At 65.3% G+C, this 24,358-nt stretch carries 24 protein-coding genes and 1 tRNA gene; 9 read left to right on the forward strand and 16 right to left on the reverse strand.

The annotated features are described in order from the left end of the window. Positions 1 to 269 precede the first annotated feature (269 nt). Together ASC68_RS26835 and ASC68_RS28865 are read right to left on the reverse strand one after the other, a co-directional pair. A complete protein-coding gene (locus tag ASC68_RS26835) occupies positions 270 to 1,031 on the reverse strand; it encodes an SDR family oxidoreductase (protein ID WP_055887192.1) in 762 nt (253 codons plus the stop codon). 40 nt (positions 1,032 to 1,071) lie between these two features. Next, positions 1,072 to 1,230 carry a hypothetical protein gene (locus tag ASC68_RS28865; RefSeq protein ID WP_156384740.1) on the reverse strand — a complete coding sequence of 53 codons (159 nt, stop codon included), beginning with the start codon at positions 1,228 to 1,230 and terminating at the stop codon, positions 1,072 to 1,074. Positions 1,231 to 1,343: 113 nt separating this feature from the next. Here ASC68_RS28865 and ASC68_RS26840 point away from each other — a divergent pair. From ASC68_RS26840 to ASC68_RS26855, 4 genes are all read left to right on the forward strand, one after another. Next, positions 1,344 to 1,419, forward strand: a tRNA-Phe gene (locus ASC68_RS26840). Between the two features lie 199 nt (positions 1,420 to 1,618). Further along, positions 1,619 to 1,870: a type II toxin-antitoxin system RelE/ParE family toxin gene (locus ASC68_RS26845; RefSeq protein ID WP_055887195.1), complete on the forward strand. Its 252-nt coding sequence runs from the start codon at positions 1,619 to 1,621 to the stop codon at positions 1,868 to 1,870. A gap of 37 nt (positions 1,871 to 1,907) precedes the next feature. Then, positions 1,908 to 2,306: a helix-turn-helix transcriptional regulator gene (locus ASC68_RS26850; protein ID WP_055887199.1), complete on the forward strand. Its 399-nt coding sequence runs from the start codon at positions 1,908 to 1,910 to the stop codon at positions 2,304 to 2,306. A gap of 19 nt (positions 2,307 to 2,325) precedes the next feature. Continuing rightward, positions 2,326 to 2,529, forward strand: coding sequence for a hypothetical protein (locus ASC68_RS26855; protein WP_055887204.1), 204 nt, complete (start codon positions 2,326 to 2,328; stop codon positions 2,527 to 2,529). Positions 2,530 to 2,596: 67 nt separating this feature from the next. Here the strand turns inward: ASC68_RS26855 and ASC68_RS26860 are convergent, their stop codons facing one another. From ASC68_RS26860 to ASC68_RS26905, 10 genes are all read right to left on the reverse strand, one after another. After that, positions 2,597 to 4,918, reverse strand: coding sequence for a glycoside hydrolase N-terminal domain-containing protein (locus ASC68_RS26860; protein ID WP_055887207.1), 2,322 nt, complete (start codon positions 4,916 to 4,918; stop codon positions 2,597 to 2,599). Positions 4,919 to 4,950: 32 nt separating this feature from the next. Next, positions 4,951 to 6,009 (reverse strand): LacI family DNA-binding transcriptional regulator, encoded by a 1,059-nt coding sequence (locus tag ASC68_RS26865; protein ID WP_055887212.1) that lies wholly within the window; start codon positions 6,007 to 6,009, stop codon positions 4,951 to 4,953. Beyond that, positions 6,006 to 8,039 carry an alpha-amylase family protein gene (locus ASC68_RS26870; RefSeq protein WP_055887216.1) on the reverse strand — a complete coding sequence of 678 codons (2,034 nt, stop codon included), beginning with the start codon at positions 8,037 to 8,039 and terminating at the stop codon, positions 6,006 to 6,008. Before ASC68_RS26870 ends, ASC68_RS26865 begins: the two co-directional genes overlap by 4 nt. Before the next feature lie 2 nt (positions 8,040 to 8,041). Further along, entirely contained in the window at positions 8,042 to 8,863 is an 822-nt protein-coding gene (locus ASC68_RS26875; RefSeq protein ID WP_055887219.1) for a carbohydrate ABC transporter permease, read from the reverse strand. Beyond that, complete coding sequence (locus ASC68_RS26880; protein WP_055887223.1) at positions 8,860 to 9,822, reverse strand: sugar ABC transporter permease; 963 nt, start codon at positions 9,820 to 9,822, stop codon at positions 8,860 to 8,862. Before ASC68_RS26880 ends, ASC68_RS26875 begins: the two co-directional genes overlap by 4 nt. Position 9,823: 1 nt before the next feature. Beyond that, positions 9,824 to 11,119, reverse strand: coding sequence for an extracellular solute-binding protein (locus ASC68_RS26885; RefSeq protein ID WP_055887225.1), 1,296 nt, complete (start codon positions 11,117 to 11,119; stop codon positions 9,824 to 9,826). A 225-nt stretch (positions 11,120 to 11,344) separates the two neighbouring features. Then, positions 11,345 to 12,358 (reverse strand): zinc-binding alcohol dehydrogenase family protein, encoded by a 1,014-nt coding sequence (locus ASC68_RS26890; protein ID WP_055887228.1) that lies wholly within the window; start codon positions 12,356 to 12,358, stop codon positions 11,345 to 11,347. A gap of 86 nt (positions 12,359 to 12,444) precedes the next feature. Then, positions 12,445 to 13,362 carry a sugar ABC transporter substrate-binding protein gene (locus ASC68_RS26895; RefSeq protein WP_055887230.1) on the reverse strand — a complete coding sequence of 306 codons (918 nt, stop codon included), beginning with the start codon at positions 13,360 to 13,362 and terminating at the stop codon, positions 12,445 to 12,447. 61 nt (positions 13,363 to 13,423) lie between these two features. Beyond that, complete coding sequence (locus ASC68_RS26900) at positions 13,424 to 14,191, reverse strand: ATP-binding cassette domain-containing protein (protein WP_055887234.1); 768 nt, start codon at positions 14,189 to 14,191, stop codon at positions 13,424 to 13,426. Then, the gene (locus tag ASC68_RS26905) at positions 14,188 to 15,228 is read right to left on the reverse strand and encodes an ABC transporter permease (RefSeq protein WP_248310611.1); all 1,041 of its coding nucleotides are present in this window, start codon (positions 15,226 to 15,228) and stop codon (positions 14,188 to 14,190) included. Before ASC68_RS26905 ends, ASC68_RS26900 begins: the two co-directional genes overlap by 4 nt. 106 nt (positions 15,229 to 15,334) lie before the next feature. Between ASC68_RS26905 and ASC68_RS26910 the strand changes: the two genes are divergently transcribed. Then, positions 15,335 to 16,237, forward strand: a complete 903-nt coding sequence (locus ASC68_RS26910) for a GntR family transcriptional regulator (protein WP_055887237.1) — start codon at positions 15,335 to 15,337, stop codon at positions 16,235 to 16,237. Between the two features lie 31 nt (positions 16,238 to 16,268). On the opposite strand, the gene ASC68_RS26915 is transcribed toward ASC68_RS26910, so the two are convergent. The 4 genes from ASC68_RS26915 to ASC68_RS26930 all read right to left on the reverse strand — a co-directional run bounded on the left by ASC68_RS26915 (position 16,269) and on the right by ASC68_RS26930 (position 20,020). Further along, a complete protein-coding gene (locus tag ASC68_RS26915) occupies positions 16,269 to 16,784 on the reverse strand; it encodes a GNAT family N-acetyltransferase (RefSeq protein WP_082528522.1) in 516 nt (171 codons plus the stop codon). Positions 16,785 to 16,916: 132 nt separating this feature from the next. Beyond that, the gene (locus ASC68_RS26920; RefSeq protein ID WP_055887242.1) at positions 16,917 to 17,759 is read right to left on the reverse strand and encodes a carbohydrate ABC transporter permease; all 843 of its coding nucleotides are present in this window, start codon (positions 17,757 to 17,759) and stop codon (positions 16,917 to 16,919) included. Beyond that, positions 17,759 to 18,691: a sugar ABC transporter permease gene (locus ASC68_RS26925; RefSeq protein ID WP_055887245.1), complete on the reverse strand. Its 933-nt coding sequence runs from the start codon at positions 18,689 to 18,691 to the stop codon at positions 17,759 to 17,761. The genes ASC68_RS26920 and ASC68_RS26925 overlap by 1 nt, the downstream gene beginning before the upstream one ends. Positions 18,692 to 18,760: 69 nt before the next feature. Continuing rightward, positions 18,761 to 20,020: an extracellular solute-binding protein gene (locus ASC68_RS26930; RefSeq protein ID WP_055887248.1), complete on the reverse strand. Its 1,260-nt coding sequence runs from the start codon at positions 20,018 to 20,020 to the stop codon at positions 18,761 to 18,763. Between the two features lie 295 nt (positions 20,021 to 20,315). Between ASC68_RS26930 and ASC68_RS26935 the strand changes: the two genes are divergently transcribed. The 4 genes from ASC68_RS26935 to ASC68_RS26950 all read left to right on the forward strand — a co-directional run bounded on the left by ASC68_RS26935 (position 20,316) and on the right by ASC68_RS26950 (position 24,300). Beyond that, the gene (locus ASC68_RS26935; RefSeq protein WP_055887251.1) at positions 20,316 to 21,524 is read left to right on the forward strand and encodes an ROK family transcriptional regulator; all 1,209 of its coding nucleotides are present in this window, start codon (positions 20,316 to 20,318) and stop codon (positions 21,522 to 21,524) included. Between the two features lie 17 nt (positions 21,525 to 21,541). After that, positions 21,542 to 22,186 carry a ThuA domain-containing protein gene (locus ASC68_RS26940; RefSeq protein ID WP_055887254.1) on the forward strand — a complete coding sequence of 215 codons (645 nt, stop codon included), beginning with the start codon at positions 21,542 to 21,544 and terminating at the stop codon, positions 22,184 to 22,186. A gap of 21 nt (positions 22,187 to 22,207) precedes the next feature. Further along, positions 22,208 to 23,296, forward strand: coding sequence for a sn-glycerol-3-phosphate ABC transporter ATP-binding protein UgpC (ugpC, locus tag ASC68_RS26945; protein WP_055887257.1), 1,089 nt, complete (start codon positions 22,208 to 22,210; stop codon positions 23,294 to 23,296). A gap of 89 nt (positions 23,297 to 23,385) precedes the next feature. Next, on the forward strand, positions 23,386 to 24,300 hold the full coding sequence (locus tag ASC68_RS26950; RefSeq protein ID WP_055887259.1) for a LysR family transcriptional regulator: 915 nt from the start codon (positions 23,386 to 23,388) through the stop codon (positions 24,298 to 24,300). Positions 24,301 to 24,358: the final 58 nt, after the last annotated feature.

The raw sequence follows: 24,358 nt of genomic DNA on the forward strand, positions 1-24,358 counted from the left end.
CTACGCCTTCGTCGACAGCTACAACAAAACCCGCCTCAAATGCCTCGACTACAAGGCACCCGCAGAGCTCCTCGCCAACCTCACGGGACACAACACGAACGCCGGGATCCAGTGCTCATACCTCTCCTCCCATCAACCGTCCCCGACCTTGCCGTGAAAGACCGGATGGGTTCGCGTTAACCTAACCGTTCGAGCGGTGGGTCCCGGCGTTCGCCGGGATGACGGCCGGTGGGGGTATGAAAAACTGAGGCCCAGCCGGGCCCCGCCCCTCACGGCATCAGCTGCCCGCCGTTCACGTCGATGATCTGGCCGGTGATGTAGCCGGACATCGAGTCCGAAGCCAAAAACACATAGGCGCCGACGCAATCTTCGGCCGTGCCCAGCCGCTGCATCGGGATCTGTGCGGCGGCGTTGTCCATTACCGATTGCGGGGTCTTGTCGTGGAACGGGGTGATGATGAAGCCCGGGGCGACGACGTTGACGCGGATGTGGTCGGGGGCGAACTCGCGGGCGGCGTTGCGGGTGATCGAGTGCACGGCGGCTTTGGCCGAGGCGTAGACGGCTGAGCCACCAAAGCCGCCGAAGCGACCGGCCACCGAGCCGGTATTGATGATCGAACCGCCGCCGGCGGCCTTCAGGTGCGCATAGGCGGCCTTGGTGACAGCCAAGACCGAGCGGACATTGAGGTTGTAGACCCGGTCGTAGGTCGCATCGTCGAAGGCGGCGTTGGTGACGCGGTCGAGAATCGCGCCGGCATTGTTGATCAGGATATCGAGCCCACCGAGCCCGGCCACCGCATCGGCGACGATTCGGGCGGCCGACGCCGAGTTGCTCACGTCACCGAGCACCACCACCGCCTTGCCGCCCGCGGCGCGGATCTCGCCGGCGACGGCTTCGGCGGCTTCGGCATTCTTGTTGCCATGCACGGCAACGGCGGCGCCGAGACGCGCCAGTTCCTTGGCGACTGCGGCCCCGATGCCGGTGGACGACCCGGTGACGAGGGCGCGCTTGCCCCTGATATCCTCAAGCATGGTGGCTCCTCTTTTTGAATCGGCGGCAGACTAGAGCGCTTCAGCGTTTCAGTGAAACGCCGAAACGCTCCAGGTCGTTGGTTTTGTCGCGCTTTCGAACCGGAAAAGTCTGCAACTTTTCCTGAAAGCGCTCTAGCCGTGCGGCCGGCGGCAAGCCACCGGAATGGTGCAGAAACGATACCCGGGACCGGGCTTCCATGCCCGGTTTCCAGGGCGGGTTTTCCACATTGAGGAAGATGGCAAAACCCGCTTGCGCACCCCGACAATGCCCCCTATAAACCGCCCGACTTAGCGCCCTCGGGCGCCACGGTTGCCCGGGTAGCTCAGTTGGTAGAGCAGCGGATTGAAAATCCGCGTGTCACTGGTTCGATTCCGGTCCCGGGCACCACTCCTTTCCCTTGCATCTAGAGATGTTGCGCGACGAAGAAGCGGGTTTCCGCCTCCGTCACTCCCATGTTGCAACCAGAACCCGCGCCTTTCCGGGTCTTCCCTTGGCTTGCGGCGAGCCCCGGGCCATGCACGTCTGATGTGATATTTTGTGTGATATTGATGTTGACGGCCTGTGATATTGTTGAGATAGATATCACATGAAGACGATCATCTACACCAACAGCGCCGCCAAGGACCTCGAAGCTCTCGCCGCCGATGCGCGGGCTCAGGTCGAAGCCGGCCTCGATGCCTACGCCATGACCGGCCGCGGCGACGTGAAGGCCCTCTCGGGTCAGCCGGGCTACCGGCTCCGGGTCGGGCGGTACCGGGTGGTGTTCGATGAGGATCAGACCACGGTGCTCGCCATCTATATCGGCAAGCGCGAGACGACGACCTACCGGCGGGGCTAGAACCCCGCCAGAGCCTACAAGGACGGAGCAACGACCAATGGCGACCACCATCAACCTCCAGACCTTCACCGCGCCCGGCGGTGAGGAAATGGTTATTCTCACCCGGGCCGAATACGACGCTCTCGTCGACCTCGCGTCCGACGCCGAGGAAGATGCAGCCGACGCCGCGATCTATGCCGAGCGCAAGGCAGCGCTTGAGCGTGGCGACGATAGCATTCTCCCCGTCGAGGTGAGCGCCGAGATCGGCCGCGGCGCCAGCCGCCTCAAGGCGATCCGCAAGTGGAGAGGAAAGAGCCAAGTGGAGATCGCCGAGGCGGTAGGTATCGCCCAGAGCTATCTTTCCTCGCTGGAGACTGGCACTCGCGCAATGACCGACGACCTCGCCGACCGGTTCGCGGTTGCCCTCGATGTGCCGAAAGAGTGGGTTGCTGCCTAGACGTCCAGGAGGGGCCGGCGTGCTTCGCTATCGGATCAATCTGCTCGAGGATGGCTCCGTCGTCAGCGATGATGGCGAGTACCTTGGCATCTGGGACACAGATGAGAACGACCATCCCAGCTTCTACCCGGACGGTCACGCCGAGGCACTTCTGTTTGACGTAAGCATCCCCGCGCTATGCTGGCGAATTGAGGAGTGGCTCGACGCGCGAGCGAGTAAGTAGATGCCAGCGAAAAGCTGCCGGAGGCGCACTGGTGAGCGCCACGATTTGTAGACGCCGAGCCCGCTGCTCAGCGTGGTGAGATGGCGTAGCGTGTTGCCACCTTGCCGCTCCAGGCGAGGCGGCGCCTGCCCGCTGCGGCGCCAGTAACGAGTCGTACGGCCACAGGTCCCGACGGATCGGTTACGGCAACCTCGCCATCCGGCAGGTCGACGACGATCTCGCCGTCGCGCCCTGCGAGTACGGCTGCCAACGTCAGCCTGCCCTCCTGCCACGAAACGCTCGCCTGGTGCCCGCCGCGACAGCGGATGTTGGTGATGGCGCCACCCGTCCAGCTTGGCGGCAGCGTCTTCATCAGGCTGATGGCGCCTTCGTGGCTTTGCACCACCAGTTCGGTGAGCCCGGCCACGGCACCGAAATTGCCGTCGATCTGGAACACGTTGCCCTCCGGCCAACCGTCATGCGGGTGGAGGACGAGCAGAGCGCGCGAGGTCAGATGGTCGAGCAGCCCGCTGATCGAGCGCTCGGCCAAATCGCGATCCCTGAGACGCGCCGCGAGGCAGAGCACCCAGGCCTGGCTCCAGCCGGTATAGCCGGTGCCGTTGTCGAGGCGGAGCGCCAGGGCGCGGCGCACCGCCTCGAAGGCCTCCGGTGTGCCGGTCTCGGTGATGCGGATGCCGGGATAGAGGCCGTAGAGGTGGGAGAGATGGCGATGCCCCAGCTCGTGTGGGGTCTTGTCGTCGTCCCACTCGAGCAGGTTGCCGGCCGCGCCGATCACCGGCAGGCGCAGGCGGCCGAGCGCCGCGTGCGCCCGCACTGCAAGTGGATCGGTGGGGTCGGCGAGCCCGACGAAATTCTCGAGCGTCTCGCGGATCAGTTCCTGATCCATCGCCGTGCCCGCGGTAATGGCGACCTTGGCGTCGCCGACGACGAAGCTGTGCTCGGGCGAGGTCGAGGGGCTGGCCACGAGACCACCGGCGCCGTCGTCGACCAGCATGTCGAGGGCGAACTCGGTCGCGGTGCGGAACACCGGCAGCGCCGTCTCCGCCGCAAATCCCTCGGCCGCACCGCCGTGGTCGATATGGTGCTGCAGGTGCGCCGCCATCCAGTAGAGGCCGGCCGGCCAGTTCGACCATTGCGGTATGCCGGGCACCGGCGCGGTGAAGCGCCAGAGATCGGCATTGTGATGAGCCGTCGCCCCGGCCGCGCCGTAGTAGCGGCGCGCGGTGACGGCGCCGGCTTCGGCAAGCTCGCGAGTGAGCTTGAACATCGGGGTGTGGAGGTCAGCGAGCCCCGTCGCCTCGGCCGGCCAGTAGTTCATCTGGGTGTTGATGTTGATGGTGTAGTTGCTCGACCAGGCCGGGCGCACATCGACGTTCCAGATGCCCTGCAGGTTGCTCGCTTCGGTGCCGGGGCGCGAGCTTGAGATCATCAGGTAGCGGCCGAAATGGAACAGCAGCTCGGCCCGTTCCGCCACGGGACCAGAGGCGCTGAGGTCGAGTTCGACCCGATCGAAGAAGCGCCGATAATCGTCGCGGTGGCGCTGCCGGAGCTCGTTTGTACCGATCTCGAGGGCCGCCGCGACACGCGCCCGGGCCTCCACCACCAGGGCCGCGAAATCGGCGCTGGGGCGCTGATCGTGGCCGCGATAACCCGAGGCGGCGGAGGCGATGAGGCGCAAGCCGCCGGTGTCGCTGTCGCGCTCAACTGCGACGACGACGGCATAGCCCATGCCAGTGGCGACGGTGTCATCGGCCGCAGGCGCAGCCGCGTCGTAACGGATCGGCTCCTCACTCGGCACGTAGTTGGGAACGACATGCGCAGCCACCCGGGCGGTGGCCACCAGCCATCTGATGCCATGCTCCTCGGACAGCGAGATGTGCGTGTCGGGGTGTGGCGAAACGAACGCCATGCCCACCCTGTCGAGCGTCAGCACTCCCTGCCCCGTGGCAGTCGCCACCAGCACAGCATCGGGATTGGAGACGAAGCTCTGGAGCCCGACCGCGCCACAGCTGGTGTGGGCCACGGCCTCCGCGAGGTCGAGGCGGCGGGCGTAGCCGGTCGCATCGGCATCGGCATAGGTAAGTTCGACGGCACCGAGCGGCTGGTAGGATTGGGTCCAGGCCTTGCCCTGCAGCGCCCGGCCGAGTTCGTCGGCCCGGAGATAGTCGCGGCGGCGGATCGCCTCGCGCAGTTCGGGTATCAGTCGGGACGGGCCCTCGTCGGCTTCGGGTTGCAGCGGCCCGCCGGACCAGACCGTATCGAGGTTGAGGGCGAACCGTTCGGTGCCGACGCCGCCGCCGAGCGTCGCCCCGAGCCAGCCATTGCCGATGAGGAAGCTGTCGATGAACCCGGCCGCGGGGGTATCGAGGTCAAGGCAATAGCGGGGCATGGTCGGGTCCTCGGAAGCGCGAAGGGGCTGGATCAGCGGGGGCGCTGGGCGTCTGGCAGGCGGCGGGTCGAGCCGCGCAGGATAATGTCGCAGTTGAGCGTGATGGTGTGCGGCGCGTGGCTGAGGCCGCGATCCGACAGGCGCGAGGCCATGATGGAGGTGATGGTCTCGGCGATCTTGGCCACCGGCTGGGCCACCGCGGTAATGCCGGTTTCATGCAGCTGGAACAGCGGCACGTCGTCGAAGCTGACCAGCGAGATGTCGTCGGGAACCCGCAAGCCGTGCTCCCGAAGCAGCCGCAGCGCGCCGACCGCCATGTTGTAGTTGCAGCAATAGAGTGCGGTGGGCGGTTCGGGGAGCGAGAGCAGGCGCAGCATGCCGGAATAGGCTTCGGTCTCGTACCAATGCGAGTCGAGCACATAGTCGGGGTTGATCTCGATGCCGCGGCCAAGCAGCGCCTGGCGATAGCCCTCGAAACGTTCACCGCCAGTCCAGTCGCCGATATTGCCGGTCAGCACAGCAATGCGGGTGTGACCGATATCGAGCAGGTGGGTGACAGCGCGAAAACTCGCGGCGCGGTTTTCGACCAGCACCCGATCCACCGGCAGGCCCGGCCAGCCATTGTCGTAAAAGATCACCGGCGTGCCGTTGCCGATGAGCTCGAGGATGCGCTCATCGACGTCGTTGCGGCCATCCATGATCAGGCAATCGACCCGATGGGTGACGAAGAAATCGAGCGCATCGCCAATCGATGCCGGGTTGGCATCGTGGCAATAGCTCAACAGCGCCCGGCCGGCGCGACGCATCGACCGGCTCAGATGCTCGAGCACCGGCGCGTGGAACTCCGACAGCGAGGGCACCATGAAGCCGACCGTGTTGGTGAGGTCGGCCTTCATGGCGGCGGCAATGGCGTTTCGGCGATAGCCGAGCTCGCCAATCGCCTGTTCGATCTGCTCGCGGTTGCCGCGGCGCACCGGGTGGCCGTTGAGGTAGCGTGACACGGTACCGATAGCGACGCCGGCGCGGTCGGCGACCTCGACGATGGTGGCGTGGCGCCGCCGGCCGCTCTCAGTGTCGTCGGTGTCGCTCAAACCGTTCCCTCAAAGACCAGCGCGGCGTGGATGCGAAGGCTCGGGAGCCGCACTTCCACGCGATCGCCACCATTGGTGAACGGCACGTCTTCCCCCGTCAGAGCGTCATAGACGCGGGCTGGCGTACGCGGCAAGCGCACCGAGGCCGTCACCGGCCCAAGCGTCGGAATATCCTCGATCATTTCCATGACGCGGGTATGGCCTTCGCCGGCCGGCACCGCCTTGCCGCGGATCTGCGGCGCCCCATAGAGCAGGTGGAGGACGTGGCGCTGCTGCGCCGCCTGCTGCGTCAGCGTCGCCCGGCCGGACGACGGCAGGTCGGTGACGATGGCCCGGCTGGGCAGCAGCCGGTCGATCAGCCCCCGCACCAGGTACTTGTACAGCGGCTGACCCATGGCGTGGTACATCTGGAAGATCGGGTAGGCGATGTAGCCGATGCCGCCCTTCACGGTCACTGCCGCCCCCAGCGCAGCCGCCGCCGGATCATCGGGAGCGTGCTGGTGCGAGCTGAAATGCTTGTAGCTGCGGTTGAAGTAGGAGGGACCAATCTCGGCCAGCACCTCGGCGCCCTCGGCGGTGATCGCCTCCCCGACCCCATACATGACGAAGGGTGAGGCGGTGAGGCCGGCGTCGAGCCCGGAGGCAGCGCGGACATAGGACGGCTCGAATGCCACCTGACCGGCGCTGCGGATGCCGGCGTCGACAGCAAAACTGCCATCGGGGTTGATCGCCGACCTGCCGGACAGGATCAGCTTGCCGCCATTGTCGGTATAGGCCTTGAGCGCGGCCGCGAGCCCGGCATCAACCGGGATCTCGTCGGGCAGGATGATCAGCTTGTAGTTCTCGAACGGCGTTGCCGGGTCGATCACGTCGAAGGGGAGCTTCAACTCCTGCAGCATCTGCGCCGCGCCGTCGTCGCTCAGGTTGTTGCGCGCCCCGACCGGGTGGAAATACTCGGCGGTGAGGATCGCCACGTCCGAAACCTGGCGGGCGCCCTCGAGATAGGGCTCGAGCTTTTCGATCCGCGCATAGGCCGGGCCGATCGAGGCGTAAGTGTCCGGGTTGATCGAGCCATCCGGGTGCAACTGATCGCCGACGAGGCACTTGACCCCGAGCGCCACCATCTGCGCCGCCTCGAATTCCAGCGCATCGGGGTGCTTGAAGCCGCCGAACTCGCCCCACGAGGTGTGGAACTTGCCGGTATGGGCCACCATGTCGAGGCCGAGCGTTGCCGCATAACGGGCGCTCGAGGGGAAGTGGTCGTAGCCCCAGCCGCCGGTGGGCAGGCTTTCGAGCTCGAGATGGGTGTAGGTGGAAAAGCGCTGCGGGCCCTGCTTGTGGATGTGGCCGCAATTGTAGAAGACGCGCAGCCCGGGGAATTCGGCGTTGAGCGCCGCGCTGGTCTCGGCGCGAAACCGCTCGTTGACGGCCTCATCGTTCTTCAATCGGTCCGCCGGGTTCTCGGGATCGAGCCCATGCTCGGCCATGCTGGCGAGGCACTCGGCACAGACGCAATCGGGGGTGAGCACGATGTCGAAGAAGAGGCCAGGCGTTTCGTAGTTGCGGGCCACTTCGCGCGCCTGCTCGAGCAGCTCGGCGCGATAGGCCGGGTGGTTGAGGCAGAGCGTGTGCCAGCCGGCGGTCAGCTGGTCGGGGTCGAAGCGGTTGGGAGTGGCGCTGCGCACCCGCCATTCGGGGTGGATGCGGGCGTTGCGCTCATCCCACTGCACCGAGATATAGATCGGCGCTTCGATATCGGCGGCGGTCAGCGCCTTCACCATGTCGCCCATCAGGTCGGGCCGCATGAGGTTGGGGTGCGGCGCGCCGACCTTGGTGGGGTAGTACGACCAGCCATGGTGGCACTTGGCGAAGATGGTGATCGAGTTGACATGCGCCGCCTTCAGCGTCGCCACGAAATCCTCGGGGTCGAAGGCCGAGCCGATCCCCGGAATGTGCTCGGAGGTGTGGAAATCGAGGTGGATCTGGCGGTAGCGGAGCGGCTTGTTGGTCGACGGCTTGTTGGCGGGCATGACTAATCCTTGGCGCCGGTGCGGGTTTCAGCCCCGGCGGCGAATTGACGTTGGAAGATGAGGAAGACGACCAACGGAACCACGGTGGTGACGATGGCCGCCACCGATTGCAGGTCCCAGTTGAGTTCATAGGTGCCGTTGACGCGGGCGAGGATCACCGGCAGCGGCACGTTGGTCCTGAGATAGAGCAAGGGCAGCAGCAGCGCGTTCCAGGTCCACAGGAATTGCAGGATGCCGGTGGCGAACACCGAGCTCAGGCTGTTGGGCAGGACGATGTACCAGAAGGTCTGCAGCGGCCCGGCGCCATCGATGCGCGAAGCCTCGACCACCTCGGTCGGGAAATCCTCGAGGAAGTTCTTCACGAGGAAGATCGACCAGGCAAAGCTCAGCCCGATGTAAGGGATGAGCACGGCGAGGAAATTGTCGATCAGCCCCAGTTCGCGCCACAGCTGGAACAGCGGGATGATCACCACCTGCTGGGGCAGGACGAAGGCGTTGATGATGATGATCAGCAGCAGGCGGCGGAACGGGAACTTGAGAAAGTGGAACGCGTAAGCGGCGGCGGGCGTCAGCAGCATGGTCCCGACGGTGGCGAGCACCGCGAGGATGGCCGTGGTGACGAAGGCCGGAGCGAGCGGATAGGCCTCCCACACCCGCTGCCAGGCGCTGAGCGTGAGGGTGAAGCTGTCGATACGCCACCAGCCGCGCGACGTCTCGGCCAGGGGACGGATCGAGGTCATCACGATGCCGATGATCGGGATGATCCAGATGAAGCCGAAGACACCAAGCACGATGGTGGGCCAGCGGGGGGCGCGTCCGATCATCTTGCACCTGCCGTTCGCTGGATGATGGCGGGAATGGAAACGACGAGCACGGCGACCAGCAGCACCACGGTCGCCGCGGCGCCGTAGCCGAGTTTGAACTGGGTCATCGACTCCCGGTACATGAAATAGCCCACCGTTTCGGTGCTGCGCACCGGACCACCGCCGGTGAGGATGTAGATGATGTCGAAGGCCCGGAGCGCGCCGAGCAGGTTGATGAACACGGCCACCCTTACGCCAGGCAGCGACAGCGGCATCATGATGTTGCGCATCACCTGCCAGTGGTTGGCGCCATCGATATAGGCCGCCTCGAACAGGGTCTTGGGGATCGACTGCACCGAGGCGAAGCAGAGCATCAGTGGCAGGCCGACGCCGCCCCAGGATGCGGCGATGATCAGCACCCAGAGCGCGGTGCGCGGGTCGCCCAGCCAGGGCTGCGCGAAGCCGGGTTGGAACAAGCCGATCACCGCATTGAGCAGACCACCGGCGTCGGGGCGCAGGATGCCGATCCACATGTAGCCGGCCACCGCCTCGGAAATTCCGAACGCGGCGAAAATCATCACCCGGAACGGCAGCGTCTGGCGCGGCGCGAAGGCGCTCACCATGGCCAGCATCCAGCCCAGCCCCACCGAGATGATGGTGGTCGAGATGGTGAAGGTCAGGGTGGTCAAGAGCGTGTTGCGGAACGCCGGATCGGTGAACAGCTTCACGTAGTTGCCCACACCGATGAATTTCGGTTTGGCGAGGCCCTTGATGTCGAAGAAGCTGAGCCGGATCGTATCGATCAGCGGGAACACCACGGCGATCCCGAACAGGATCAGCACCGGGGTGATCAGCAGCCAGGCTGCCGGCCAGTCCCTGACCCTCCGCTTCGCGGCAAGCAGATTGCTCTGCTCGCCGCGAAGCCGGGAGGGAACGCCGGGACGCGAGCCCGCCGTCTGGGGGGCTACGGAGTCCTGCATATCAATAGAGTTCCATCGCTTTGGCCTCGATCGCCGCGGTCACCGCGTCGATCGTCGCATCGGACGGATCCTGCAGGAACTTCTGCAGCTGCACGCGATACTCGTCGACGAGGTCGCCGGGGAGCAGGTCGCCGAGCACGAATTGCACCTTGGACTGCGCCACGGCTGCGGTCGCGATCTGCTGCACCGGACCGAGCAGGGACGGGTCGGCGTTCTTGCTGGGCGAGGCATAGCCGTAGGAGGCGAGGATATCGGCAGCGTCCTTGCTGACCATATAGACGGCGAAGGCGTCGGCCGCCGCCGGATTGGCGCCATTGGCGGTGACCGCCACTTCCTTGGCATCGACGCTCGAGGTGTCGTCATGGCCGAGGCCGAGCGAGGGGAACTGGAAGATCGAGTAGTCGACGCCTTCGTTGAGCTTGTAGTCGTTGCGGGCCCGGGCGTTCATCCACATGCCGATCATCAGGTAGTTGGAGGCATCGGCAGTAAAGATCTGGTCGGCCGAGTAGTCCCAGTCACCGGCGAACATCTGCTCCGGGGTGCCGCAGCAGCCGGCCTTGAGCAGCTCGGCATACTTCTTGAGCGTCGTCTTGACGATATCGTCGGTCCAGCCGATCTCGTGGGCGGCAAGTTTCGAAGCCGCCTCGACGCCACCGGTGCGCAGCAGCAGCGTTTCGAACCACTCGCCATGCGCCCAATATTTGGCGGGCATGGCGATCGGCGCGGCAAAGCCGGCAGCCTTGAGCTTGTCGATCGAAGCGAGGAACTCTTCCCAGGTCTTGGGAGGCTCGACGCCGGCCTTTTCGAGATGGGCCTTCTTGTACCAGATGGCCGAGCGGTCGCCGTAGGTGTAGTTCACCCCATAGGTGACGCCAGCAGTAGAGCCGAGATCCTTCCAGGATTGGTCGAGCACGGCGTCGAGCCCGGCCGAGGCCCAGAGATCGTCGATCGGACGCAGGATGCCGGCATCGACCAGCTCGGCGCGGAAGGCCGGCCAGGTGTTGATGATGATATCGACCTTTTCGCCGCCGAGCAGCGCCGTGCGCATCGGACCGCGCATGTCGCCCTGCCCCGTCACCACCAGTTCGCGGACGGCGACGCCCGGGTTCTTGGCGGTGAAATCGGCTTCGAGCTTCTGCCACATCTCGGCGTCGGTGCCGCCCTGCCACTGCAGGATGACGAGCTCGCCGCTCAGGTCTTGTGCCAGCACCGGCATTGCCGCCAAGACGATGGCGAGGCTTGCCCCGGCTAGCACGGCGCGACGGCGGATTTTGGACGTCAGTTTATGCATGTTCATTGGTTCCTCCTCCTTGATTGCCGGCCTTGGGCCGTTCCTCCATCAAGTAAGTTGAAACGTTATCATCTAAGTTGCATGCCACAAGCCGGTGAGGACGCTCACAGCTGAAAAATCCTTCTAACATGTCAGTGCCGCGACCCCGGTTGGCAGCACCAAACGGGTATCGCCCCGCGGGTGCCATGACCCGCGAGGTTCTGCAGACCGCAGTCGCAAAGCGACCGGCGGCTAGGCGGCGATCTCGATCACCGCCTTGATAAGTCCACGCTTCTGCGTGGCCCAGAGCGCAATGTCGCGCGCCGCATCAGTCAGCGTCGTGCGATGCGTGATGAGCTTATCGATGGGGACGCGACCGGACGCGATCGCGGCGATCACCCGTTGAAAATCTTCCGACGTGGCGTTGCGACTACCCAGCAGCGACATCTCCTTGCGATGAAAATCGGGGTCCTCGAAGCTGATCGGGCTCTTCACCACGCTCACCAGCACATAGGTTCCGCCATGCGCGACGAAATCGAAGCCGTTCTGCATCGAGCGGGCGTTGCCGGTCGCATCGAACACGATGTCGAAACCGTCTCCCCCGGTCTGTGCGGCAGCGGCCTCCCTGGCCCCGTCGCCCGCCGCGATCGTTTGAGCCCCGACGATCGCCTCGGCGACCGCGAGTCGCTCCGGATCGAGGTCCATCATGGTGACCTCAGCGCCTGAGAGGCTGGAGAAAAGCCCCACGCCAAGACCAATGGGACCCGCGCCGATCACCAGCGCACGCTGTCCTGCCCGCGCGTTCGAACGGCGGACCGCATGCGCCCCAATGGCGAGGAACTCGACTGTTGCGCAGGCATCGACGCTCAGCCCTGCCGCCTTGACCAGGTTCGACGCGGGCAGGCTGAGCAATGAGGCCATGCCGCCGTCGCGATGCACGCCGAGCACGGCGATCCGCACGCAGCAATTCGGTTTGCCGGCGCGGCAGGCGATGCAGCTGCCGCAGGAAATGTAGGGGTTGACCACGCAGATCTCACCAGGAGCGAAACCCGATCCGGCCGGCGCTTCCAGCACCTCAACCGCGAGCTCATGGCCCATGACGCGCGGGTATTCGAGGAAAGGGTGCTTGCCCTCGTAGATGTGGTAGTCGGTGCCGCAGATCCCCACCCGGAGCGGGCGCACCAGCGCCTCGCCTTCGCCGCGGTGTGGGGTTGGCCGGGTCTCGAGCTCGAGCATTCCGGGCTGGCGGCAGACAAGCGCATGCATATTTAGAACTGCTTTCGAGTGAAGGTGGGTGGAAAGATGCGAGAGCCGGATCCCGGGGAGACCGGGGACCCGGCTCTCGCGGCGCGTCACTGGAACTGGGACATGGTGTCCTTGGTCACCAGTGCGGCGCCCGAGTCGATGAGGAGTGGGACCTCATCGCCGCGGATGGCCTTGACCAAAGCATCGACGCCGAGCTCGGCCATCTTCGCCGGGAATTGCGCGACGGTCGCGTCTTCGATGCCTGCGGTCAGGGCTTCCGCTTCGCCGCAGCAGAAATCGAAGCCCACCAGGACGATCGCGTCGCTTGCGATGCCGGCGTTCTTGATGGCCTGCGCGGCTCCTGCGGCTGGAGGGCCGCAAGCAGCATAGATCGCCTTCAGATCAGGATTGGCGGTGAGCAGATCCTGGGCGACGTTGATCCCGAGTTCCTCGGTGCAGTTGGTGCCGGCACGCCCGACCACCTTGACCTCAACTCCCTTGAGGCCCTCGAGCATGCCATTGACGCGATCATCCAGCGCCGGAACGCCAGGCACGCCTTCGAGAATGCCGAGCGTATCGCCGGCCTTGAGCACCGACTTGAGGTACTGGCCGGCGATCACGCCGGCGGCATAGTTATCGGTGGTGGCGAGCGAGGTTCGCCCCTTCCAGTCGGGGATGTTGTTGTCCATCAGGACGATCTTCACGCCCTGGGAAATCGCCTTGTCGAGCGCCGGCGCCACGGTCGGATCGACCGGGGTCAGGGCAATCCCCTGCACACCCTGGGTGACCATCGACTCGATCTGGGCGATCTGGCCCTCGATATCGGTGGCTGAGGTGCCTTGACCGTAGATGATCTCGACACCCGGATTGGCCGCTGCATACGCCTTGGCCGCATCTTCCATGGTGGCGAAGAACGGCACCGGGAACTTGGTGATGAACCCGAGCTTCACGTTGTCCTGCGCCATGGCAGGCCCGGCAATCGCCGCAGCGAGCGCCAGCCCTCCCAGCAGTCGTTTGAGCTTCATAGTTTCCTCCCATTCCGACCGCGTTGGCGGTCGCTCCTCGATCCCCCTCGGAATCGATCTGCTAGGCCTCAGCCCCGACGATGAGCGAGACCAGTTCGTGCTGGTTTGCCTTGCTTGGCTTGAGCTCGCCGACCTTGCGCCCCTGCCGCAGCACCACGGCGCGGTCAGCCAGTTCGACGACATGTTCCATGTTGTGGGTGATGAGGATCACCGCGTTGCCCTCGTCGCGCAGCTGCGCGATGAGGTCGAGGACCTTGCGCGCCTCGCGCAGCCCGAGCGCCGCAGTCGGCTCGTCCAACATCACCACCTTGCGGGCGAACACGGTTGCCCGCGCCACCGCGATCGCCTGGCGCTGCCCACCCGACATCAGCGCCACCGGTGCGTCGAAGCGGGGCAACCGGACCTTCAGCCGGTCGATCACCGCCGCCGCCTCCCGGTCCATCGCCCGGCGCCTCAGCAGCCGCATGCCGCGTGGCAGCCAGGAGGGGAAAGACAGCTCTCGCCCGCAGTAAAAGTTCTGCGCCGGGGTCAGGTTGTCGAACAGCGCCAGGTCCTGATAGACGGTCTCGATGCCGGCGCTGCGGGCGGCCGCCGGGTTGTGGATGGCGGTCCGCTGGCCATCGAGCAGAATCTCGCCGCCATCCAGCCCGTGGACGCCGCTGATGCATTTGACCAGCGTCGATTTGCCGGCGCCATTATCGCCGAGCAGCGCCAGCACCTCGCCGCGATACGCCTCGAGGCTCACGCCCTTTAAGGCGTGCACGGCGCCGAAGCGCTTTTCGGCGTTGCTGACAGCGAGGACCGGCGAGGCGGACGCGGCGGCGCTCATGACGCCCTCCCCGACTGCATGACGCGCACCCGCGCTTCCAGATGGTTGCGCAGCACGTCCGCCTCGACGGCCAGTACGATGATCGCCCCGATGGCAATCATCTGAAAGAACACATCGACATTGAGCAGGTTGAGGGCGTTGCGGATGACCCCGATCATCACCGCGCCGACCAGGGCATGCCCGATATGGCCGCGCCCGCCGAGGAAACTGGCGCCACCGATGATCACCGCCGCGATGGTGTCGAGCTCGAGCAGGTTCCCGTAAAGCGGTGAGGCGGCTTCGGTGCGGCCCGCCAGGATGATGGCGCCGACGCCGGCACAGAGGCCCGAGATGACGTAGACCGAGACCAGCATCCACTTGACCGGGATGCCCATCTGCACCGCTGCCTCGGGCTTGCCGCCGACGGCATAGATCCAACGCCCCCACACCATGGCGCGGGCCATCAGCAGGACCAGCGTGGCGACGCCGAACACCACGAAGAACGAGTTGGGAATGCCCAATGTCGAACCGCCGCCGATGAACGCGATCTCGATCGGCATGCCGCGCATCGTGGTGTGCCCGACGGCGAGTTCCAGCGCCAGGCCGCGGGCGATACTGAGCGTCGCGAGCGTGATGATGAAGGGATGCGGCAACCGGCCGAACACATAGACGATGCCGTTGACCGCGCCCACCGCCCCACCAGCGAGAAGCATCGCGGCCATCACCAGCGGACCGGAATCGGCAACCCGGAAAACCAGCCCACCGATCACCGTCGCCAGCGCCAGGTTGGCGCCGACCGAAAGATCGATGCCGCGGGTCAGGATCACCAGGTGCTGCCCGATGGCGACAATGGCGATCACCGCGGTCTGCGCCAGGATGTTGCCGAGATTGACCGGCTTCAGGAAATTGGGCGTCGCAAGACTGATGCCGACCACCAGCAGGATCAGGATCAGCAGCGGACCGATGCCGAGCAGCTTCAACGCGACGCCAAGCGCCGCGCCGTCGGCGGGCGGCCGGGTACGTACCTCAGCCGGCTCCGCATCTGGTCCTTGTTTCACCAGTACACGCCCCTCCCCCGTGTTTCTTATGTACAAAAAACTTCTATTTCGGGACATCGTCAAATTGTTTTTTATCAGTTACAGAACAGACCAGTGGGAGGGCGATGTGAAGACGGATACGCTGTTCAAACGGGCCTTCAACGACGCCCTGCTGTTGACCTCGCGGCTGCGCGATGGTGATCCGATACCGTCTGAAACGATGCTCGCGGCCGAGCTGGGCGTCAGCCGCACCACGGTGCGCAAGATCCTCGCGACGCTCGCCGAGCAGGGCGTGGTGGCCGGTACGGGACGGTCGCGCTTCGCGCGCGCCTCAGCCGGCGAGGCGCTGCCCTTCCCTGAAGCCGAAACGGTTCCGACCTCGGTGCAAGTCGAGAAACAGTTCATGGAATGGATGCTGCGCGGCGATGCCAAGGCCGGGGCCCTGATCAACGAGCTCGACCTGGCGCGTCAGTTCAAGGTTGCGACCACGGTGATCCGCGAGTTTCTGAACAGCTTCCAGCGCTTCGGGCTGATTGAGCGGCGGCCGAGCGGTGGCTGGGTGTTGCAGGGCTTCACCCATAGCTTCGCACTGGAGCTGTTCGAGATCCGCGAGATGTTCGAACTACGGTCAGCCCGGGAGTTCAGCAGCCTGCCGGAGACCTCGCCGCTGTGGCACGAACTGCGCCGGTTGCGGCAGGAGCATATCGACCTGTTGAGCGAGATCGAGACCCGCTTCCAGGACTTTTCCGACCTCGACAGCCGCTTTCACCGGCTGGTGAACACGGCGGTGCCGAACCGCTTCATCGACGGCTTCTTCGACATCATCACGCTGATTTTCCACTACCACTACCAGTGGAACAAGAAGGACGAGCGGGAGCGCAACGAGGTGGCGATCCGCGAGCACCTTGCCTACATCGATGCCCTGCTGAGCCGATCGCGGAGCGCGGTCGCCAGCGCCTGCCGCAGGCACCTGGCATCGGCCAGGCAAACGCTGATCCGCTCGACTTCGGATACCGGAAGCGTGGCGTAGCACCGGGAACCCCTGTGGCCGCCCCCGCCGGCTAGCGCGAAGGCCAATCCTCCACTGGCCTGAGACGGGCCATCAGCACCACATCAACAGGCACGGCAGCCTTCAGGCGCGCTTTCAGCTTCCGCCCCTCCTCGACAAACCCAAAGCCGCGATAGAGCGATATTGCCCGCAGGTTGTCTGAGTGGACGCTGAGTTCGATGCGCAGGAATCTCTCCGCATCGGCGGCCGCCACGGTCGCGGCCAGCAACTGCCTGCCAAGGCCGGCGCCGCGCCACTGCGCCATGACTCCCATACCCAGTTCGCCCAGGTGACTCTCGTGCTCGCCGCGTCCGCGGACGATGTCGCACCAACCCACAATGCTCCCCTGGTCGCTGAGCGCGACGAATTGCGGGTTTCGGGTCTGGATATTGCCGCGAACGAAGCTCGCGACATCGTCCGGTGGTGGCGCCTGGTTGCCCCTCAGAAAGCTGCTTTCCCGCGCCACGGCGTCAAGCGCCGCATGAAAGCCTGGAATGTCCGCTTCGGTGATTGGCCTGACCCGCGTCATCTGGTCTCCGGTCTCACGGGCACCCCGGCCCGCTGCCAGACTCTCCCGTGATTTAAGCTACTCGGCAGCCGGCAAGGCGCAACACGACAGTGAACTCGCCGCGTTCACCTGCCACGCCCTGGGGACAACCCTTCAGCCTTTGACGGCGCCGCCGGTCAGCCCCGAGATCACGTAGCGTTGCGCCAACAGGAAGAAGGCGATGGCGGGGAGGATCGAGAGGGTGAGGAACGCCAGGATGCGCGGCCAGTCAGAACCGTACTGGCCTTGGAACTGCATGATCCCCAGCGGCCAGGTATAGTTGGCGTCGGAGTTGAGCACGATCAGCGGCAAAAGGAAGCTGTTCCAGCTGCCGACAAAATTGAACACCCCGACCGTAGCGATGATCGGCAGGCAGAGCGGTAGCGTCACATACCAGTAGATGCGGATATAGCCGCAGTTGTCCATGCGCGCCGCGTCGATCAGCTCCTTGGGCAGTTCCTTGAAGAAGTTATAGAACAGCAGCACCGAGAACGAGATGGAGAACGCCACCTGCGCGATGATGATGCCCAGGTGGCTGTCGAGCAGCCCCAGGTCGCGCATCTTGATGAACAGCGGCAGGATGGCGGTAGCCGACGGAAACAGCAGCCCCAGCATCAGGTAGCTCATCAGGAACCGGCTGCCGAAGAACTTGATATGGGCGAAGGCGAAGGCGGTCATCGACGCGAGCAGTGTCGACAGCACCACCGAGCCCAGCGCGACGAGCAGCGAGTTGAGCAACGAGGGCACATAGCGCGGCCCGCCGATGATCTCGGCGAAGCGCGCCGGATCCCAGCTCTGCGGCAACCCGAACGGATTGACGCGCAGCTCGCCGATCTCTTTGAAGCCGCCGAGGGCGGTGGTGTAGAACGGCACGATCACGAAGGCGGCGACCACCAGCAGCGTGATCCACTGAAAGGCCGAAATGGCCGGACGACGTTTCCTCGATGCCGTGGCCATCAGTTCTGCTCCACCCTGAAGAGAATACGCCGGTAGGCGAGCGCCACGATTACGCAGGCGATGAACAGCAGCACGCTCACCGCGCCGCCAAAGCCCAGTTTCATGCGCAGGATGCCGAACTGGTAGAGGAAGGTCACGATGGTGTGGCTCGAATGCGAGGGGCCGCCATTGGTGAGCGGGATGATGATGTCGAACAGCTGCAGCGCGCCGGTGATGGCGAAGAACACCGACACCACGATGGCCGAGCGGATCATCGGGATCTTGATGTGGCGCACGATCTGCCACTTCTTGACGCCATCGAGCCGCGCCGCCTCGACCACCTCGTTGGGGATCGACTGCAGGCCGGCGATGAAGATCATCATGTGAAAGCCGAAGTACTTCCAGGTGATGACCAGCATGATGGCCGGGATCACCCAGAACTTGTCGGCCAGGACGAACGGCATCTTGGTGCCGAGCGCGTCGCCGAGGATCGGCAAGAGCCCGTAATTGCCGTCATAGACGAACTTCCAGATCAGCCCCGCCGCCACCTCGGCCAGCATGAAGGGCAAAAAGAAGATCGTCCGCAAAATGTTGATGCTGACCGAGCGCTCGGACAGGGCAATGGCGCACCACATGGCGAGCGGCAGTTGGATCAGCAGCGAGACGGCCACCACGATCAGGCTGTTGCGCACCGCGGTGCCGAAATTGCGATGGTTGATCACGTCGGCATAGTTTTCAAAGCCGACGAAATTGGTGATAGGCCCGTAGCCGTTCCACTGGAAGAACGAGAAGGTTCCCGCATCGACCATCGGCAAGACGACGAACACGGTGAACAGGATCAGCGAGGGTGGCAGGAAAATCAGCAGCGGAACCAGGCTCTTGCGATCCATGTAGCGGCGCCGGCGGACGGCGACGCCTGTTCCCGCGGCAACTCCGGTCGTAATGCTTGCCATACTGGCTTCCCTTCGAGGCAGATGCGGTCGGCGGGGCAATCGTTGCCCCGCCGACCTTAGGCCAACGCCTTAATTGGCCGCGTCGTCCACGGCTTCCTTGACCTGCTGGGCGGCGTCCTCGGCGCTGATCGCGTTGGCGGCGAGATCCGCCGACACATCGTTCACCACGCCACCGACCGCCGGCCCGAGGGCCTGGTCGAAGAACAGCGCATGCCAGTGGGCCTTGTTGATATCCTGCGCCACCAGCACCTTGAACGGGTTGGTCATGCCGTCGGCCGCCCCGTTGACGATCGGGATGTAGTAGCCGGCATTGGCAAAGCGGGACTGCACCGGCTTGGCGTTGTACCACTCGATGAACTTGACCGCGTCGTCGGAGGCGTTCTTGGAGAACAGGTAGCCAGACAGGCCGCCCAGCGTATCGGTCGGGTCGCCCTTGCCTCCATCAATGGTCGGGAACGGCAGAATGCCGAGCTGGTCATCCGGGATACCCTGCTTGGTCGCCGAGTTGTCCTTCATGGCGCCGTAGTCCCAGTCGCCCATCAGGTGCATCGCAGCCTTGCCGTCGCCGAAATAGCCCGAGGCATCGCCATAGGTGGCGGCCTGGAAGCCCTCCTGCCAGGGATCGAGTTGAGCCAGCTGCAGGAAGAACTGCCCGGCCTTGACGAAGTCCTCGCCGGCAAAGCCGTCGCCCTCGCCGCGCGCCGCGGCGTTGAAGCCGTCCTGCCCGGCGAGGCGCACCACCAGCTTGCTCCACCAGAAGTGAGCCGGCCACTTGTCCTTGCCACCCATCGCCAGCGGGGTGATGCCGGCATCCTTGAACTTCTGCACGGCAGCGAGGAACCCATCCCAGGTCTTGAGGCTCTCGGGGTCGACGCCGGCCTGGGTGAACAGTGCCTTGTTGTACCACAGCACCACTTCGGCCACGTCGCGGGCGATACCGTAGATATGGCCGTCAGGCGCGGTGAAGGCCGCAACGCCTGCCGTACCCTGGGCATCCTTGGCCTCCTGAGACAGGACGCCCTCGATCGGTCGCAGCACGCCGGCCTTGGCCTGCTCGTAGAACACCCCACCGCCCCATGAGTGGAACACATCGGGCGCATCGGCAGACTGCAGCAGCGTGGTCAGCTTGGCCTTGAACGCCTCGTTCTCGAGGAACGGCAGCTCGATCTTCACGCCCGGATTGGCGGCCTCGTACTCTGCCACCGCCTCAGTCATCAGCTTCACCTCGTCCGGGATGGACGCGATGTTCAGATACTTCACCACTGTTTGAGCCTGCACCGGCGCGAGCGCCATCAGGCCGAGCATTGCGGCAAGCGCAATTCGCTTCATGGGTTTCCTCCTCCTTTGGGCAGCCGGGGGGCGCTCTCTGGCGCAGTCGGCCGCAGCGGCAGACGCGGTCCCTACCGCAATCACCACTTGCTACTTTCTAAGCATCCCTTATTAAAGGAAGCAAGAGGCACGTACCTCAGCTCTGCAGAAACAGCTCAATCTGCGAATAGACGCTTGAGGACCGCCTGTTTTTCGGTACTCTGCCGCTGAGTGCCGGCTATTCGACGATCGTGCCATCAGCGCCTTTTGTACGGGTTGCAAAGCAATTGACTGACCAGATGCCCGGGGCGAGTTCGTGGCCGTAAAGATCGCTGATCCGCTGCTGATGCGGGAAATCAACAAGTACCACGTGCTGGAGACGATCCGGTGCCATGGCCAGATTTCGCGGGTCGAGATCTCTGAACGCACCCTGCTCAGCGGCACTACGGTGTCGGCGATCACCGGCGCGCTGATCGAGGAGGGGCTGATCGAGGCCATCCACACCACGCCGACCAACGAGACCCTACGCGGCCGCCCACGGGTGCTGCTCGGGCTGGTGCGTGACGCGGCCTTTGTCATCGGCGTGCGTATTTCCCAGGCGCTGACCACCGCAACCCTGATCGATTTCCGCGGTGAGACGGTCGCCTCGGTGCAACTGCCGGTGCGGCTGGCCCGCCAGCCCGCCGAGGTGATCGTCGACCTGATCGAGGACGCCATGGAGGAGTGCATCGGCAAGTCGGGGGTGGATCGCAGCCGTATCAAGGGCATCGGCATCGGCATCCCCGGTATCGTCGACCCCCGCTCCGGCCGCAGCTACGCCAGCTCGGTGTTCGGCGAGCGCGAAATCCCCATCGGGACGCTCTTGGGCGAGCGCACCGGCCTGCCGGTGAAACTCGAAAAGCCGGCAAACCTCCTCGCCTTGGCCGAGAGCTGGTTCGGCTACGCCCAGAGCGTCCGCAGCTTCGGCGTCGTGGTGCTGGACCAGACGGCGAGCCTCGGGCTGTGGCTCGAGGACGACCTGCAGCGCGGCTCCAGCAAGCTGGGACCGGCCTTCGGCCACACCAAGGTCGGCAATGAGGGGATGCCGTGCGAATGCGGCCAGCGTGATTGCCTCAACGCCTATGTGGGCGATGTCGCCATGCGCCGGCTGGCGCGACAGGAGCTGGGCGAGGCGCTGGACGCCGCCGCCTCGTACGACCTGCTCGACCACCTCGCAGGGCTTGCCCAGGCGGGCGATGCAAGGGGGCAGCGCCTCATCGAGCGGCAGGCCGAAAAGCTCGGCATCGGGCTCTCCCACATCATCAACCTGGTCAACCCGGCCAAGATCATCGTCGCGGTGGAGTCGCAGCGCTATGGCGAAGCCATTGCGCCGATGGTGCGCGCCACGGCGCAGGCCAACAGCTTTCTCACTCACTTCAATTCCACCGAGCTGATCTTCCACACCCTGGATGACCAGCTCTGGGCCCGGGGGGCCGCAGCACTGATGCTGCGCGACATCTACAGCGCCCCGTGGAACGCAGCATAACTGGAGGAAACATTTCCATGAGCAAGTCAGCCCTGATCGTGTGGGGAGGCTGGGATGGCCATACGCCGGAGCAGAGCGCGCGCCTCGTCGGCGGCATGCTCGAGAGCCATGGCTTCGCGGTCACCCTCGAGAACACCACCGAGGCGTTTGCCGATGACGGCCTTAGCCAGTTCGACCTGATCGTGCCGGTCATCACGATGTCGCGGATCGAGCGCGAGGAACTGACGAACCTCCTCGCCGCCGTGCGCGGCGGCACCGGCCTTGCCGGGTTTCACGGGCTGATGTGCGACAGCTTCCGCAACGAGCCGGACTATCAGTTCATGACCGGCGGCCAGTGGGTGGCTCACCCCGGCAACATCATCGACTACACGATCAACGTCACGCGCGGCGATGACCCGATCATGGCCGGGATCGGCGATTTTCCCTACCGGTCGGAGCAGTACTACATGCACTTCGACCCCAGCGTGGAGGTGCTTGCCACCACCACCTTCTCGGGTGAGCAGTTCGAGGAGATCGACGGAGTGGTGATGCCGGTGGTGTGGAAGCGCCGCTTTGGCAAGGGCCGGGTGTTCTATTCGTCGCTGGGCCATGTGGTGGGAGAATTCGAGGTGCCGCAGATGCGCACCATCTTCGAGCGCGGCGCCCTCTGGGCAGCGCGTTAGCAGGCAAGCAGGGAGGGAACCGTGGCTGAACTTCAGCTCAGAGGCATCAACAAGAGTTTCGGCGCGGTGACCGTGATCCACGACGTCGATCTCGACATTGGGGATGGCGAGTTCGTCGTCTTCGTCGGACCGTCCGGATGCGGCAAATCCACCCTGCTCCGGACCATTTCCGGCCTCGAGGAACCGAGCTCCGGCCAGGTGCTGATCGGCGGCGAGGACGTCACCGATTTCGACCCCTCCGAGCGGGGTGTGGCCATGGTGTTCCAGAGCTACGCGCTCTATCCGCACATGACGGTGGAACAGAACCTCGGCTTTGGCCTCAGGATGGGCGGGATGCCCGCCGACCAGGTCGCCCAGCGTGTCGCCAGTGCCGCCGGTACGCTGGAGCTGACCGAGCTGCTGCAGCGCAAGCCGCGTCAGCTGTCGGGCGGCCAGCGCCAGCGCGTTGCCATCGGCCGCGCTATCGTGCGCCAACCCAAGGCCTTCCTGTTCGACGAGCCGCTGTCCAACCTCGACGCCGAATTGCGCGTGCAGATGCGCATCGAGATCGCCAAGCTGCACCAGCAGCTCGGCGCCACCATGGTCTACGTGACGCACGACCAGGTCGAGGCGATGACGCTGGCCGACCGCATCGTGGTGCTGCGGGCCGGCAAGATCGAGCAGCAGGGCACGCCGATCGAGCTCTATGACGATCCCGACAACCTGTTCGTCGCCGGCTTCATCGGCTCACCGCGAATGAACTTTCTCGGGGGCACGGTAACCGGCATCAACGATCGTGGCGTGACGGTTTCCCTGACCGCGTTCGACGCTCCGGAACTGCAGGTCCGGTGCCGTGGCAAAGGCGTCAGCGTCGGCCAGACGGTCAGCGTCGGGATCCGGCCCGAGCACTTTACCGAGGCCCGTCCGGAGGGCGGCGCGCTGACCGCGACGGCGCAGGTGGTGGAGCAGCTCGGCGGCGTCTCCTACGTCTACGCGGTCGGGCGGGACGGGGAGACCAAGGTGACGATCCAGCAGAAGGGTCACGCCCGGATCGCCACCGGCACGCCGATCAGCGTCGGCATCGAGCCCGACGCCGCGCTGGCGTTCGACACCAACGGGCTGCGCCTGTAGCGCCTCGCGACCGACCTGACGGCGGTGTCAGGCTGGTCTAGACTGCGCATGCTGCGTCAGCATCGGGCGCGGTCCGCAACGAGGTATCGATGTCGCTCTCCTCTCTCGACGTCATGGGGCAACTGACCGCCATCAGGGCCTTTGATGCGGCGGCGAGGCTGGGAAGCTTCAAGCGGGCCGCGGCTGAACTCGGGGTCACCGAGAGCGCCGTCAGCCGGCTCATCCGGCAGCTCGAGCGGCGAGCCAAGGTGGAACTGTTCATTCGCGCCGGTCGCCGGATCGGCCTCAGCGACGCCGGGCGGGCGTTTGCCGATGATGTCGGTCCGGCTTTCGAGCGGCTGCGCCAGGCTTCGGCGCGGCTCGGCCGGCAGCATGTCGAACGACCGCTGGTCATCGCGGCGCCCGCCACGACGACGCTGCGCTGGCTCATCCCCCGCCAGGCGGGGCTCGAAGCGGCGCTCGGCGGCAGCATCAAGCTGGTCAGCTGGGATCGCCCGCCCGATATCTCCGACCCATCGGTGTCGCTCTGGCTGTCGGTCGGCGAGCACAGTGCGGGCAGCGACGCCAGCTATGTCGACATCATGCCCGAGAGCTTTGCGCTGGTCGTCGCCGGCGAGCGTCTGACCCGGCAGCCGGATGCACGCGCGGCATTGGCGGGCTTGCCGAGGCTCGTATCGCGTACCCGCCCGGCGATCTGGCAGGACTGGCTGCGCGAGGGTGGAACGGACGCGCCCTACACCGGGATGCACGAGTTCGAGCGGATGTACTTTACCCTGCAGGCAGCCGAGGCCGGGGTCGGCAGCACCATTGCGCCGCTGGAGATCATCGGCGAGGCGCTGGCGGACGGCCGTCTGGTTGCCCCGTTCGGGCGCATCATGCGCAAAGGCAGCTACCACCTCGCCTTGCCGCCGCGGGATCGTCGGCATCCGGCGACCGCGGCGGCGGTGAAGTGGTTTCGCCGGCAGGGTCAGTCGGGTGCCGCGGGCTTGCCGGCATGCGCTTGAGTTTTTCGCCGTAACGAAGACGAAAAGTCGTTTGTCGCGGCGCCGTTCGTCCCCTTCT

This window comes from Devosia sp. Root105 (assembly GCF_001424865.1).
Classification (GTDB): domain Bacteria; phylum Pseudomonadota; class Alphaproteobacteria; order Rhizobiales; family Devosiaceae; genus Devosia_A.

What these genes read in the sequence shown, in the direction of transcription:
- ASC68_RS26835 (WP_055887192.1), bottom strand. Translation starts at nt 1,031, where the DNA reads ATGCTTGAGGATATCAGGGGCAAGCGCGCCCTCGTCACCGGGTCGTCC.
- ASC68_RS28865 (WP_156384740.1), bottom strand. Translation starts at nt 1,230, where the DNA reads ATGGAAGCCCGGTCCCGGGTATCGTTTCTGCACCATTCCGGTGGCTTG.
- ASC68_RS26845 (WP_055887195.1), top strand. Translation starts at nt 1,619, where the DNA reads ATGAAGACGATCATCTACACCAACAGCGCCGCCAAGGACCTCGAAGCT.
- ASC68_RS26850 (WP_055887199.1), top strand. Translation starts at nt 1,908, where the DNA reads ATGGCGACCACCATCAACCTCCAGACCTTCACCGCGCCCGGCGGTGAG.
- ASC68_RS26860 (WP_055887207.1), bottom strand. Translation starts at nt 4,918, where the DNA reads ATGCCCCGCTATTGCCTTGACCTCGATACCCCCGCGGCCGGGTTCATC.
- ASC68_RS26870 (WP_055887216.1), bottom strand. Translation starts at nt 8,039, where the DNA reads ATGCCCGCCAACAAGCCGTCGACCAACAAGCCGCTCCGCTACCGCCAG.
- ASC68_RS26875 (WP_055887219.1), bottom strand. Translation starts at nt 8,863, where the DNA reads ATGATCGGACGCGCCCCCCGCTGGCCCACCATCGTGCTTGGTGTCTTC.
- ASC68_RS26880 (WP_055887223.1), bottom strand. Translation starts at nt 9,822, where the DNA reads ATGCAGGACTCCGTAGCCCCCCAGACGGCGGGCTCGCGTCCCGGCGTT.
- ASC68_RS26885 (WP_055887225.1), bottom strand. Translation starts at nt 11,119, where the DNA reads ATGAACATGCATAAACTGACGTCCAAAATCCGCCGTCGCGCCGTGCTA.
- ASC68_RS26890 (WP_055887228.1), bottom strand. Translation starts at nt 12,358, where the DNA reads ATGCATGCGCTTGTCTGCCGCCAGCCCGGAATGCTCGAGCTCGAGACC.
- ASC68_RS26895 (WP_055887230.1), bottom strand. Translation starts at nt 13,362, where the DNA reads ATGAAGCTCAAACGACTGCTGGGAGGGCTGGCGCTCGCTGCGGCGATT.
- ASC68_RS26900 (WP_055887234.1), bottom strand. Translation starts at nt 14,191, where the DNA reads ATGAGCGCCGCCGCGTCCGCCTCGCCGGTCCTCGCTGTCAGCAACGCC.
- ASC68_RS26915 (WP_082528522.1), bottom strand. Translation starts at nt 16,784, where the DNA reads ATGACGCGGGTCAGGCCAATCACCGAAGCGGACATTCCAGGCTTTCAT.
- ASC68_RS26920 (WP_055887242.1), bottom strand. Translation starts at nt 17,759, where the DNA reads ATGGCCACGGCATCGAGGAAACGTCGTCCGGCCATTTCGGCCTTTCAG.
- ASC68_RS26925 (WP_055887245.1), bottom strand. Translation starts at nt 18,691, where the DNA reads ATGGCAAGCATTACGACCGGAGTTGCCGCGGGAACAGGCGTCGCCGTC.
- ASC68_RS26930 (WP_055887248.1), bottom strand. Translation starts at nt 20,020, where the DNA reads ATGAAGCGAATTGCGCTTGCCGCAATGCTCGGCCTGATGGCGCTCGCG.
- ASC68_RS26940 (WP_055887254.1), top strand. Translation starts at nt 21,542, where the DNA reads ATGAGCAAGTCAGCCCTGATCGTGTGGGGAGGCTGGGATGGCCATACG.
- ASC68_RS26950 (WP_055887259.1), top strand. Translation starts at nt 23,386, where the DNA reads ATGTCGCTCTCCTCTCTCGACGTCATGGGGCAACTGACCGCCATCAGG.